Below are 12,626 nucleotides of genomic sequence, written 5' to 3' on the forward strand. Positions count from 1 at the left end.
GTCATGCGCGCTGTGGCGCGGGGGCCGCAGGCGCCGTAAAGCCAAGCTGGCGGAACGTCTCCTTCATGTGCGCAGGCAGATCTGCCGACACCACCAGCCGCCCACCCGCCGGATGCGGCAGGTCCAGCATACGGGCATGCAGGTGCAACTGATCGGGGAAACCTTCGACATGGGCACGATCATCGCCATATTTCGGATCGCCGAGGATCGGGGTACCCAGCGCTTCGCAATGCACACGAAGCTGATGGGTGCGCCCCGTCAGCGGCGACAGCGCCAGCCATGACAGTTTCCGTCCCGCCGCGTCCAGCACTTCATATTCCGACAACGCATGTACTGCGTCCTTGTCGCGCCGTCCCGCAACAACCATGATCGCCCCCGCCCCCGCGCCAAGGCGGGTCAGCGGCTGATCCACGATACCCGATGCAGGCGTGGGACGGCCCACCGTCACCGCCCAGTACACCTTGCGCACGTCGCGGCTGCGAAAGGACGCGGCAAGCTTTGCCGCGACCCCGGGCGTGCGCGCCAGCAACAGCAGCCCCGACGTGTCACGGTCGATGCGATGGACAAGGCGCGGGCGCGGGTCGTCAGGCTGTTCACGCAATCCGTCAAGCAGCCCGTCAATATGATGGGTGATGCCCGGCCCGCCCTGCACCGCAATGCCTGCGGGCTTGTTCAGGACGATCACCTGATCATCACTGTAGATGACCATCTTGCGGATTTCGCGCACCTGGCGATCGTCAAGCGTCCGGTGCGTCACGGGAGCGGGACGGCTGGCCTGCGGAATGGGGGGCACACGCACCGCCTGACCGGGGGCAAGGCGGGTCGATGTGGTCACACGACCGCCATCCACACGGATCTGCCCCGTGCGGCACAGCTTTTGCAACGCCCCCTGCGTCAGGTGCGGGTAATGCCGCCGGAACCAGCGGTCAAGGCGGATATCGGCTTCGTCATCACTGACGGTAAGGGTCACGACACTCATGACCCACGGCTTTCGCGCACTCTGCCCCAACTGTCCAGACGTCGCGCGACTTCACGTTCATATCCACGCCCCGTCGGACGATAGAATTGTGGCCGACGCATGCCGTCAGGAAAGTAATTCTGCCCCGAGATCCCCTCCGCCTGATCATGGTCATATTCATACCCCCTGCCATAGCCGATCTCCTTCATCAGTCTGGTCGGGGCATTGAGGATATGGGCGGGCGGCATCAGGCTGCCGGTGGCGCGCGCGGCCTGACGCGCCTTGCCATAGGCGACATAGACCGCGTTCGATTTCGGCGCGGTCGCCAGATGCACCACAAGCTGCGCAAGTGCCAGTTCACCTTCGGGCGAGCCCATGCGTTCATACGTCTCCCACGCCGCAACCGCGAGCGGCAGGGCCTGCGGGTCGGCCATACCGACATCCTCTGCCGCGAAACGGGTCAGGCGACGGGCGATGTAGCGCGGGTCCTCCCCCCCTTCGAGCATCCGGGCGAACCAGTACAACGCCGCATCCGGGTCAGACCCGCGCATGGACTTATGCAGCGCGGAAATCAGGTTGTAATGTTCCTCCCGGTCCTTGTCATACAATGCCGCACGTCTGGCGAGCAGGCGTGACAGGGATTGCGGGTCGAACACCATGTCACCCGGCTGCGCCAGTATCTGTTCAACCATGTTCAGCAGGTAACGCCCATCGCCATCGGCCATGGCGCGCAATGTCGCACGCGCAGGCGCCGTCAGCGGCAGGGCGCGCCCCGTTTCGCCTTCCGCCCGGCACAGCAACTGTTCAAGTGCCGCATCATCAAGCCGACGCAGCACCAGCACCTGACAGCGCGACAGCAGCGCGCCATTCAGCGCAAAGGACGGATTTTCTGTCGTGGCGCCAACCAGCACCACCGTCCCGTCCTCCACCACCGGCAGGAAGCCGTCCTGCTGCGCGCGGTTGAAGCGATGGATTTCGTCCACGAACAGCAGCGTTCCTTCACCATTGGCCGCGCGGCGGCGGGCCTCCTCGAACGCGCGCTTAAGGTCCGCCACCCCGGAAAATACCGCCGAAATCTGCACAAAGCGTAAACCCGCCGCATGGGCAAGCAGGCGCGCGATGGTCGTCTTGCCCACCCCTGGCCCGCCCCACAGGATCAGGCTGGCCAGACTGTGGTGACGCAGCATCAGGCTCAGCGTGCCTTCGGGGCCAAGCAGGTGGTCCTGCCCCACGACCTGATCCAGTGTTTCGGGCCGCAGGCGATCCGCAAGCGGGCGGTGCCGTGATGCGCCTTCTTCCCCGCGCCCGGCGGGTGTGGCCTGTGGACGCGCCATATCCGGCATGTTCCCGAACAGGTCTTGGGTAGGATCGGGCATGAGGCCTGTCTTGTTTCCATGAAATAAGGACGCCACGTGACATCGCGGCGCATCACCATGACATATAGGAACACAGACGGCGCAATACACCCTGCATGCCCGACAAAGGTCATGGGCCGGGGACATCCGAAAACCATGAACATCCATTGGGGAAAGCCTTGTCCCAGAGGCTTCGGAAGACGACGTTTTCCGGGAACAGGCACTCTCTAGAGACTGTTTGAAAAGTCAGGTTTGATAACATCCTGAAATTATAAAGGTTTTTGGTGAAGCTTTTTCCAAAAAGCTTCAGAAGACGCCGCCTTATTTAAAAAAGGCGGCACCCAAAAACTTTTCTTATTTTTTATCAATGACTTGCTTTCAAACAGCGGCCATCAGAACTGGAAATAGATGAACGGGTCAGGAATGCGCCCGCCGATCAGCAGGATGAGCAGGACGAAGGCAATCCCCCCCGCCACCGCAATCCATGGCGCAGGCGGCATGTCGCGCAGGATCGCGTGCTGTGACGATGGCCCCACCAACGCAACCACCAGCGCCATGACCAACACAACGCCATGATGCCCGGTCGCGGCATGGTCATGCCCGCCACCCGCCATCGCCAGCAGCATCATGCGCGCCGCCCCCATGTCGGGGGCACGGAATATCACCCATGACAGCATGATGAACAGCATCGTCAGCGCCCATCCCGCCAGCGCGGGCATGCGATTGCCGCCCCGCCCCCACCAGTGCGCGACCGCCAGCGCCCCGCCATGCAGCCCCCCCCACGCAAGGTAGGTCCAGCCCGCGCCATGCCACGCACCGGCCAGCAGCATCGTCGCCCCAAGGTTGCATCCCTGCCGTACGGTCCCACACCGGTTGCCACCCATCGGGATATACAGGTAATCGCGCAGGAACCGCGACAGAGTCATATGCCACCGTCGCCAGAAATCGCGGATGGATACCGAACGGTACGGGGCGTCAAAATTAAATGGCAGGCGCAGCCCGAACATCAGCGCCATACCGATCGCCATGTCGGAATATCCCGAAAAATCGAAATAGATCTGCAAAGTATAAGCCAGCGCCGCCAGCCATGCCTGTCCCGGTGTCGGTATATGCCCCTGCGCCACAAGGGCAAAGACGGGATCACACAGGCTTGCCAGTGTATCCGCCAGCCCCGCCTTCTTCGCCAGTCCGATCAGCAGCAGCATCGCCCCGCGCGACAGGTTTTCCCACATTGCGCCATTACGCGGGGATTGGGCAAACTGTGGCACAATCTCGTTATGCCGCACGATCGGCCCGGCGATCAGTTGCGGAAAAAACGTCACGAATTCAAGAAAGTCCACCACCCCATAAACCGGTGCGCGCCCACGCATCAGGTCCACGAGATAGGATATTTTCTGGAACACGAAAAATGACAGCCCCAGAGGCAGGACAATGTCCCACGGATTATGTACCTGCCCCCGCGCGGCCGCCAGCACACCGGCCAGCCAGTTGGCATCCTTGAAGAACACCAGAACACACAGGTTGAACACGATCCCGCCAAGCAGCCATGCCCGGTCGCGCGTGCGCCCCCACAGGCATGCCAGCCCCCAGTTGAGCAGCGTCAGCCCCACAAGGAACGGCACGAACCGCCAGTCCCACAGGCCATAGAACACCACCGACGCCGCGATCATCACGCCCTGCCGCACCCGGCGCACGGGTGCGCACAGGTAATACAGCATCAGCACAACCGGCAGGAACAGCAGCAAAAAGCCCTGCGTGCTGAACAGCATCAGCCCCGCCGCTCCGCCAGCGCCCGCCCCGCCGCATGGCCACTCGACCATGCCCACTGGAAGTTATGGCCACCCAGCCATCCCGTCACGTCCACGGCCTCGCCCACGGCAAACAGGCCGGGCACGTCGCGTGCCTCCATCGTCTGCGATGACAGGCCGTCCGTATCAATACCGCCGCGCGTGACCTCGGCCTTGACGTAACCTTCGCTTCCGTTGGGCATCAGCCGCCACGACGACAGCATCGCACCCAGCGCGTCCAGCACGCTGTCGGGCATTTCGCCCACCGGGCCATCAGGCAGGTGGCGCGTCGCCAACATATGCGCCAGGCGCTGCGGCAGCAGGGTCGCCAACATGGCAGCCCCCCCCATGCGGGGGCGCCCCCGCTTCAGGTCACGCAGGCAGCGCACCGCATCACGGCCAGGCAGGCAGTCAATATCAAGCGCCATCCCCGCCGACCAGTAGGACGACGCCTGCAAGATCGCAGGACCAGACAGGCCACGATGCGTAAACAGCATCCCGTCCCGGAACACGATGTCACGGGCGCGTCGCCCCGCCCCGGCATGACAGCGTGTTGCGACCTCCATCGACACACCCGCCAGTTCGACCATCCATTCCCGGTCGCCCGCACCGAATGTCAGCGGCACAAGCGCGGGTGCGGGCTCCACGATCTTCAGCCCGAACCGCCGCGCCAGATCGTGCGACAGGCCCGTCGCACCCAGCTTGGGAATCGACAGCCCCCCCCGTCGCAAGAACCACCGCACGGGCCCGCAGGGCCATGCGGTCCGTTTCCACCACGAAACATCCATCGGCATCGCGGCGCACCGCGATAATACGATTCGAAAGCGCCATTTCCACATGACCCTGCCGGCATTCACGCACCAGCATCTCCACGATCTCGCCTGCTGAACGATCGCAGAAAAGCTGGCCCGGTGCCTTGGCATGCCACGCAATGCGATGCCGGGCGAGCAGGTCAAGGAAATCACGCGGCGTATAACGTGCCAGCGCGGATTTGGCGAAATGCGGATTGGCCGACAGGAACATCCCCGGGCCGGACTCAAGATGGGTGAAATTACAGCGCCCGCCCCCTGAAATCAGGATCTTGCGCCCTGGCTGTGCCGCATGGTCCACGACCACGACACGGCATCCCGCCTGTCCCGCCGTCGCGGCGGCCATCATCCCGGCGGCCCCCGCCCCCAGGATTACGGCATCAAGCACATCGGCACCGGCCATGACGGGCGCGCTCAGAAATCAAGGTCGGCATAATGGGCGGGCGGTGTCATTCCACTGACGCGATCCTGCAGCAATGTGCGAAAGCACGGCCTGCTTTTGATACGGGCGTACCAGTCCTTGGCCGCAGGCGCGGTGTCCCAGGCGACATCGTCGATGAAATCAAGGCATGACAGATGGGCCGCAGCCGCAAAATCCGCAAGCGACAGCGTATTGCCCGCCATCCATTGCCGCGTTTCCGCCAGCCAGTCGATATAGGACAGGTGAAAGCGGATGTTGGCATATCCTGCCCGCAACGCACCGCCATCAGGATTGCCGCGACCGGATATGCGCTTCATCACCTTTTCATTGAGCAGGTTGCGCGTCACTTCGTTGCCGAATTTCTCGTCAAACCAGACGACGAGCCGCCGCACCTCCACCCGTTCGGCAAGGGTGCGGCCCAGAAGAGGGGTATCGGGATAGGCCTCTTCGAGATATTCGCAGATCACCCACGAATCGGGAATCGCAAGCCCCGTTTCCTCCACCAGCATCGGCACCCCGCCCGCGGGGTTCAGCGCAAGGTAATCGGGGCGACGTTCCCATACCCGTTCCACCTTCAGTTCGAATGGCAGCCGCTTTTCTCCCAGTGCAAGGCGCACCTTGCGGGAATAGGGTGAAAGGGGAAGATGATACAGGATACGCATGCATCCGCTTTATTGCATCGCACCACCCTTCGCCAAGCCTTCATGTCAACAAAACCGCATTGCATCGCACGCGGCCGCGCCATGATCGTGACCGGGGGCGCATCCACCGGCCACGGGCCGTGGCGTGGGACGTTTTTTTCTGGCACATTGGCAGCGTGCCCATGATAACCCGTCGGGCCGCAGACAGACGAATCCCAGGCAGACGAAGGCTGTAACCACTTGTCCGACGAATTGCGTTCCCTTCCGAAAATACGTGCCCGTGGCCGCTCCTTCCTCGCACTGGTGCTGTCACCCGAACCCGGCCTGTCCGACTGGATGGCCGGGCTTGATGCGCAGATCGCGCGTTCCGCAGCCTTTTTCGCCAGCAAGCCGGTCATCCTCGACCTGTCGCTGCTTGGGGCGGATGAACCGGGCCTTGGCAAGCTGTATCCAGCGCTGCTTGAACGCGGCATCCGCATCATCGCGATCGAGGGGGCTGACCCCACCACCCCCGCCATCGCCCACTGGCAATGGCCGGCCGGGCTGGAGGGCGGGCGCGCGTCGGGGGCAGTGGACATTCCCGACGACCATGTTCCCGTGCCCGAACGCATACAGGGATCATCCCTGATCGTGGAACAGCCCATCCGTTCGGGACAGACGATCGTAAACCCCGATGGTGACATCATCATCATCGGGTCCGTCGGGTCGGGGGCGGAAGTTACCGCCGCAGGGTCCATCCATGTTTACGGCGCCCTGCGCGGGCGCGCGATCGCGGGAATGAACGGACAGCCCGAAGCCCGCATCTTTGCCCATGACATGCGCGCGGAACTTCTGGCGATTGATGGGTATTATATGACCGCCGAGGATATGGACCCCCAGTTTTCAGGAACGCCCTCACAGGCCATGCTTAATAATGACACAATCGTGGTGCAGCCACTCAGCCTGCGGATGGCGCCTTCCCCCAGAAGATGAATTCCAGATACAGTTTTCATCGTTGCAGCGGTTGCATCCCACCCTGCCGCGCCCTTACTACTTAACAACCATATTTCAACCGTTGCGGCCTATACCCTTCCCGACCGCGAGCAGAAATAACAGGACAAGGAAAAACTAGAATGGCGAAAGTGCTGGTCGTCACCTCCGGAAAGGGCGGGGTCGGCAAGACAACGTCCACCGCGGCACTGGGCGCGGCGCTGGCACAGACGGGGCAGAACGTGGTCGTGGTCGATTTTGATGTCGGGCTGCGCAATCTCGATCTGGTCATGGGCGCGGAACGCCGGGTCGTGTACGACCTGATCAATGTCATTCAGGGCGAAGCAAAACTGTCGCAGGCCCTGATCCGTGACAAACGCGTCGAAACCCTGTCTATCCTGCCCGCATCGCAGACCCGCGACAAGGATGCCCTGACGGCCGAGGGCGTGGACAAGGTGATCGGTGAACTGCGTGAAAAGTTCGACTGGATCATCTGCGACAGCCCGGCAGGTATCGAACGCGGCGCGCAACTGGCAATGTACCATGCGGATTACGCCGTCGTCGTCACCAATCCCGAAGTGTCCTCCGTGCGTGACAGTGACCGCATCATCGGCATGCTTGACAGCACGACGGCAAAGGCCAAGTCCGGCGGCAAGGTCGAAAAATACCTGCTGGTGACGCGTTATGACCCCGGACGCGCGGCGCGTGGGGAAATGCTGCGCACCGAAGACGTGCTTGAAATCCTGTCGATCCCGCTTCTGGGGATCATCCCCGAAAGCGAGGAAGTCCTGCGCGCGTCGAACCTTGGTTCGCCCGTCACGATTTCCAGCCCGCAAAGCCCGCCCGCCCGCGCCTATTTCGAGGCGGCGCGCCGGCTGGAAGGCGAAAAGATCGATGTCACCGTACCCACTGAACGTAGCGGCCTGTTCGGGTGGCTGTTCAAGGGAAGATCCTGATCATGGGCCTGCTTGATACTCTTTTCGGTCGTTCCCGCAGTTCCGCGCCCGTCGCGCGCGACCGCCTGCAGATCCTTCTGGCGCATGAACGCGCCGGGACGGACGGGCAGGAATCCGAACTGCTCAATACGCTCCACAGCGAGATCCTGGAGGTCATCAAAAGGCATATCCCCGTCGATCAGGACAAGGTCCAGATCAAGGTGGATCGCGGGACATCGGTTTCAATGCTGGAAATAGATATCGAGGTGCCAGCCCTCGAAAAAAAGAAACTTCGCGAAGTGCGATAAAGCTACGCAAGAAACCGGCAGCGTGATGGAGACCTTATTTTTCATCACGACCTGTTTCACAGGGCTGTCCATGGCGGCGGCCCTGTGACGACCATCCCGGCGCCGCTTACGCCAGCAGTGGTTCGATCCATATGCGCGCATTATTGAAATCACGCGTAATCGCATCGCGTGCGGCCTGCGGGTCACGTGTACGCAGCGCATCGATCAATGCGGCATGGGGATGAACCTCCCCCATGCTGCGCAGGCTGGGCATCGGCCGCGACAGGGCATAAAGCGGGCCAATCCGCACCCACAGGTTACGCAGGATATTCGCCGTCAGGGGCAGGTCGGCCAGTGTTGCGACCGTGGTATGGAAATCCGCGTTCAGGGCGGCAACCGCCCCATCATCACGAACAGCCAGCGCATCGACGAACTGACGATGCAGCATGGCAAGGGTTTCAATCCCGTGCGCACTGGCCTTCATGGCCGCAGCCTCTGCCAACCTGACCTCCAGGTCGGAACGCAGGGCATGGATTTCCGCGAAATTGCGGCGCGTCATGGCGGGCACGACCGCCGTGTTACGGTCATTGAGTTCCAGCGCATGTTCAGACACCAGCCGTAGCAGCGCCTCGCGCACGGGGGTCGGGCTCAGGCCCAGTTCGGCGGCAAGCGGGCGCAGGACAAGACGTTCACCCGCACGATAGCGGCTGCGGATAAGGCCCCGCCGGACATGTTCATAGGCATCAACGCTGAGTACACGTCGGGGGGGCTTGTTGCTCTGCTCCGTGATATCCGCCACCATACCGGTTTCTTATCCTTCAAACAAATATATCTTATTAATCCGTATAAATAATGATCTCCCGGCAGATGGCAACTTGTACTATGTGTCAGTTGCATATTTTATGCATATTTAATTAAAATGACACACGGCCACATCCTATGGTTGATAATCCAGCCCGATATCCATTGCCCTGACGCTGTGGGTCAGCCATCCCATGGAAATCAGGTCAACCCCCGTTGCGGCGACCGTTGCCGCGTTTTGCGGTGTCACACCGCCTGATGCCTCGGCCACGGCACGGTGGTCAATCATGGCGACCGCCTGACGCAACTGGTCCGGTGTCATGTTGTCGAGCAAGAAGACATCGACCCCCCCAACCTCCAGCCCCTCGGCCAATTGTTCCAGCGTATCGACTTCCAGCTCTATACTGACCAGATGCCCCGCCGCCGCGCGTGCGCGCGTCAGGGCGGGACGAATTCCCCCCGCAATCGCAAGGTGGTTGTCCTTTATCAGGATGGCGTCATCCAGGCCGAAACGATGGTTGGCGCCCCCACCGGCCCGCACGGCATATTTCTGGATCGCGCGCATGCCCGGCAGGGTCTTGCGCGTACAACTGACCCTGGTGCCATAAGGTTCCACGGCCGCGACCACCTGTGCCGTCGCGGTGGCGATGCCACACAGGTGTGATACGAAATTCAGGGCGACCCGTTCCCCCGACAGGATGCCACGCGCCGGGCCGCGCACACTGGCGATGACCTGTCCGGGGGTGACATGGGTGCCATCGGGGGCTGCGACGGTGAATTCGATGCGCGGGTCCATCAGGCAAAAGGACAGCCGTGCCATATCCAGCCCCGCGACCACCCCCGCCTGCCGTGCCGACAGCACCGCATGCGCCTGCACGTCCCCGGCCCCCAGCGTAACATCCGTGGTCAGGTCGCCCCCACGGCCCAGATCCTCCATGAGGCCAGCACGCACCAGAGGTTCAAGCATAAGGTCGGGCAAGGGTCGGATTGACGGGGAATGGGTCATGCGATCACTCCGTTATCAGGGGGGAAAGTCATCTGCGCGTCCCGTGCCACGATCGGGATAATGGCGGCACGCACCATGTCCAGCGTCAGGCGCGACGACGTGGCCCCGGCAGCGGCATGGGGGAAGTCGGCACGGAAATGCCCACCACGGCTTTCCTCGCGCTGTAATGCCGCAAGGGCCACCATCGCGGACACAAGGGCCGCATCATCATGTTCCAGCCGTGGGGCGAACAGGCGCACGGTTTCATGCAATTCATCATGCGTACGAACCACACCCGCGCCACGCGCCATGGCGCGGCGCCGGGCATCGGACGGTGATGGCGCCATTGGTGCCGCAATCCCCTGTTCCGATGGCGCGGCGGTGCGGGTCAACGGCAGGGCGGACAGGTCATGGGCAACCCATGTACCGAATGACACGGCTTCCAGCAGGGAATTACTGGCAAGGCGGTTGGCCCCGTGCAGGCCGGTACAGGCGACCTCCCCACAGGCCCACAGACCGGGAACGCCGGTACGCCCATGACCATCCACCATAATCCCGCCCATATGGTAATGGGCGGCCGGACGCACCGGGATCGGCTGCCGGGCGGGGTCGATGCCCTGCGCACGACACAGCGCGTCAATGGCGGGAAAACGGGTGGCGAACCGCGCACCAAGCACCTGTCGCGCATCAAGGAAGACATGGTGGCCTGCCCGCATATGCCGCCACACCGCACGGGATACGATGTCGCGCGCGGCCAGTTCCTCGGTAAAGCGATCGCCATTTTCATCCACCAGCACCGCGCCTTCGCCACGCACGGCCTCGCTGATTAACGGCATGGGCCCTGTCACATGCCGCGCGGCCAGCGCGGTGGGATGGAACTGCACAAACTCCATATTACCAAGAACCGCGCCTGCCCGCGCCGCCAGTGCAAGTCCCTGCCCGCATGCGCCCAGCGGGTTCGTCGTATCGCCAAACAGGCCACCGATCCCCCCCCGTCGCCAGCACCACGGCAGACGTGGGCCATGCGATGTCACGTCCCGCCACGTTGACACGCACCCCCGTCACCGCCCCATCCTGCGTCAGAAGCGTATGGACCGGGGCATGTTCAACAACCGTAATGCGTGGCGTGGCGCGCACGCGCGCCACCAGCGCCTCCATGATCGCGGCGCCGGATGCATCACCACGGGCATGCACGATCCGGTGGCGGCAATGCGCGGCCTCCAGCCCCAGCACCAACGCACCATCATCCGCCGCACGATCGAAATGCACCCCGAATGCCGCAAGACGCGCAATGGCGTCCGGCCCATCGGCCGTCACACGCGCCACAATCGCGGGATCACACAGGCCCACCCCGGCCGCCAGCGTATCGGCCGCATGCAATGCAGGCGTGTCGTCCCCCCCCAACCGCGGCGGCGACCCCCCCTTGCGCCAGCATGCTCGACGCCAGAGCCGGGCGCATGGCGGCCAGCGGCCCGGATGACAGCAACACACAGGGCTGTTCCAGCATCAGCGCCGTCATCACCCCGGCCAACCCACCACCGACGATGACAGGCTGCCCCACCAGGGAGGCCGGAGACAGATTACTCAGGCCCACGGCAGACAGGGCAGCAGCGCCCGTCATATCGCCAGCATGCGTTCAACAGCACGCCGGCCGCGCGCCGCAAGCGTGGGATCGATCGTCACCTCATGCGTCATGGTCTCCAGCGCGTGACGCAGGCCCGACAGGGTGATGCGTTTCATGTGCGGACACATGTTGCACGGACGGACAAAATCAATCTTCGGATGCAGCAAAGCGAGGTTGTCGCTCATGGAACATTCGGTCACCAGCAGCACCTTGCCACCATCATGGGCCTGCACATAATCGCTCATCATCGCGGTGGAACCGGAAAAGTCAGATACCGCAACGACTTCTGGCGGGCATTCGGGATGCGTCAGCACGACCACGCCGGGATTTTCATCACGCATGCGGGTGATTTCCTGCGGGGTGAACCGCTCATGCACCTCGCAATGGCCGGGCCATGTAATCATCTTGATCCCGGTTTCCGCCTCGATATTGCGGGCAAGGAATTCATCGGGGATCATGATGACCTGATCCGTGCCAAGGCTTTCGACCACGCGCTTCGCATTGCCCGATGTGCAGCAGATGTCGCTTTCAGCCTTCACCTCTGCCGAGGTGTTGACATAAGTGACCACCGGCACCCCCGGATGGCGTTCCCGCAACAGGCGCACATCGGCCGCCGTGATGGAATCCGCCAGCGAACACCCCGCATGCATGTCGGGGATCAGCACGGTGCTGTCGGGATTGAGCATCTTTGCCGTCTCGGCCATGAAATGCACGCCCGCCATGACGATGACATCGGCACTGGCCTCCTGCGCTTCGCGTGCAAGGGCAAGGCTGTCGCCACGGATATCGGCAACGCAGTGAAAGATTTCCGGCGTCTGGTAATTATGCGCAAGGATGATCGCGTTGCGCTGCTGCTTGAGCGCCTCAATCGCGCGGATGTCGTCAAGGAACGTCGCCCATTCCATCTCAGGAACCAGGTGGCGCACGCGGTCATAAAGCCGGTCAGCCGCGTGCCGGGGACCCAGTTGATTCATGATTGCCCTCCTCGCCGGTGGCCCCAGTTTCTTTTATACTCAAATTGAGTATAAGTGAGGCACGATGATCCGGCCGGACA

10 protein-coding genes and 2 pseudogenes are annotated in these 12,626 nt (G+C 62.7%); 3 read left to right on the forward strand and 9 right to left on the reverse strand.

The genetic code is table 11. The features are described from left to right. Position 1: 1 nt before the first annotated feature. From FYB92_RS13665 to FYB92_RS13685, 5 genes and pseudogenes are all read right to left on the reverse strand, one after another. On the reverse strand, positions 2-979 hold the full coding sequence (locus tag FYB92_RS13665) for an RluA family pseudouridine synthase (protein ID WP_003617948.1): 978 nt from the start codon (positions 977-979) through the stop codon (positions 2-4). Continuing rightward, positions 976-2,334, reverse strand: a complete 1,359-nt coding sequence (locus tag FYB92_RS13670) for a replication-associated recombination protein A (protein WP_408902373.1) — start codon at positions 2,332-2,334, stop codon at positions 976-978. Before FYB92_RS13670 ends, FYB92_RS13665 begins: the two co-directional genes overlap by 4 nt. Before the next feature lie 371 nt (positions 2,335-2,705). Further along, positions 2,706-4,133, reverse strand: a complete 1,428-nt coding sequence (locus FYB92_RS13675) for an MBOAT family protein (protein WP_332828809.1) — start codon at positions 4,131-4,133, stop codon at positions 2,706-2,708. Further along, positions 4,082-5,312: pseudogene (locus tag FYB92_RS13680) on the reverse strand (NAD(P)/FAD-dependent oxidoreductase). The gene FYB92_RS13675 and the pseudogene FYB92_RS13680 overlap by 52 nt, the downstream one beginning before the upstream one ends. 11 nt (positions 5,313-5,323) lie before the next feature. Continuing rightward, positions 5,324-5,992 carry a glutathione S-transferase family protein gene (locus FYB92_RS13685; RefSeq protein WP_003617943.1) on the reverse strand — a complete coding sequence of 223 codons (669 nt, stop codon included), beginning with the start codon at positions 5,990-5,992 and terminating at the stop codon, positions 5,324-5,326. A 219-nt stretch (positions 5,993-6,211) separates the two neighbouring features. Here FYB92_RS13685 and minC point away from each other — a divergent pair, with 219 nt between their 5' ends. The 3 genes from minC to minE all read left to right on the forward strand — a co-directional run bounded on the left by minC (position 6,212) and on the right by minE (position 8,183). Beyond that, positions 6,212-6,943 carry a septum site-determining protein MinC gene (gene minC / locus FYB92_RS13690; RefSeq protein WP_003617942.1) on the forward strand — a complete coding sequence of 244 codons (732 nt, stop codon included), beginning with the start codon at positions 6,212-6,214 and terminating at the stop codon, positions 6,941-6,943. Positions 6,944-7,083: 140 nt separating this feature from the next. Then, entirely contained in the window at positions 7,084-7,896 is an 813-nt protein-coding gene (minD, locus tag FYB92_RS13695) for a septum site-determining protein MinD (protein WP_003617940.1), read from the forward strand. 2 nt (positions 7,897-7,898) lie between these two features. Further along, complete coding sequence (gene minE / locus FYB92_RS13700) at positions 7,899-8,183, forward strand: cell division topological specificity factor MinE (protein ID WP_003617939.1); 285 nt, start codon at positions 7,899-7,901, stop codon at positions 8,181-8,183. Between the two features lie 106 nt (positions 8,184-8,289). On the opposite strand, the gene FYB92_RS13705 is transcribed toward minE, so the two are convergent. The 4 genes and pseudogenes from FYB92_RS13705 to nadA form a co-directional block, all read right to left on the reverse strand. Beyond that, positions 8,290-8,964 (reverse strand): GntR family transcriptional regulator, encoded by a 675-nt coding sequence (locus tag FYB92_RS13705; protein WP_003617938.1) that lies wholly within the window; start codon positions 8,962-8,964, stop codon positions 8,290-8,292. A gap of 135 nt (positions 8,965-9,099) precedes the next feature. Beyond that, the gene (gene nadC / locus FYB92_RS13710) at positions 9,100-9,969 is read right to left on the reverse strand and encodes a carboxylating nicotinate-nucleotide diphosphorylase (RefSeq protein WP_003617937.1); all 870 of its coding nucleotides are present in this window, start codon (positions 9,967-9,969) and stop codon (positions 9,100-9,102) included. Continuing rightward, positions 9,966-11,569: pseudogene (locus tag FYB92_RS15505) on the reverse strand (L-aspartate oxidase). The gene nadC and the pseudogene FYB92_RS15505 overlap by 4 nt, the downstream one beginning before the upstream one ends. Then, positions 11,566-12,546, reverse strand: a complete 981-nt coding sequence (gene nadA, locus FYB92_RS13730; protein WP_332828812.1) for a quinolinate synthase NadA — start codon at positions 12,544-12,546, stop codon at positions 11,566-11,568. The pseudogene FYB92_RS15505 and the gene nadA overlap by 4 nt, the downstream one beginning before the upstream one ends. Positions 12,547-12,626 lie beyond the last annotated feature (80 nt).

Source organism: Novacetimonas sp. GS1 (genome assembly GCF_036686925.1).
Classification (GTDB): domain Bacteria; phylum Pseudomonadota; class Alphaproteobacteria; order Acetobacterales; family Acetobacteraceae; genus Novacetimonas; species Novacetimonas hansenii.

Excerpts from the sequence above, each read along its gene's own strand:
- FYB92_RS13665 (WP_003617948.1), bottom strand. The coding sequence starts at position 979 with ATGAGTGTCGTGACCCTTACCGTCAGTGATGACGAAGCCGATATCCGC.
- FYB92_RS13670 (WP_408902373.1), bottom strand. The coding sequence starts at position 2,334 with ATGCCCGATCCTACCCAAGACCTGTTCGGGAACATGCCGGATATGGCG.
- FYB92_RS13675 (WP_332828809.1), bottom strand. The coding sequence starts at position 4,133 with ATGGTCGAGTGGCCATGCGGCGGGGCGGGCGCTGGCGGAGCGGCGGGG.
- FYB92_RS13685 (WP_003617943.1), bottom strand. The coding sequence starts at position 5,992 with ATGCGTATCCTGTATCATCTTCCCCTTTCACCCTATTCCCGCAAGGTG.
- minD (WP_003617940.1), top strand. The coding sequence starts at position 7,084 with ATGGCGAAAGTGCTGGTCGTCACCTCCGGAAAGGGCGGGGTCGGCAAG.
- minE (WP_003617939.1), top strand. The coding sequence starts at position 7,899 with ATGGGCCTGCTTGATACTCTTTTCGGTCGTTCCCGCAGTTCCGCGCCC.
- FYB92_RS13705 (WP_003617938.1), bottom strand. The coding sequence starts at position 8,964 with ATGGTGGCGGATATCACGGAGCAGAGCAACAAGCCCCCCCGACGTGTA.
- nadC (WP_003617937.1), bottom strand. The coding sequence starts at position 9,969 with ATGACCCATTCCCCGTCAATCCGACCCTTGCCCGACCTTATGCTTGAA.
- nadA (WP_332828812.1), bottom strand. The coding sequence starts at position 12,546 with ATGAATCAACTGGGTCCCCGGCACGCGGCTGACCGGCTTTATGACCGC.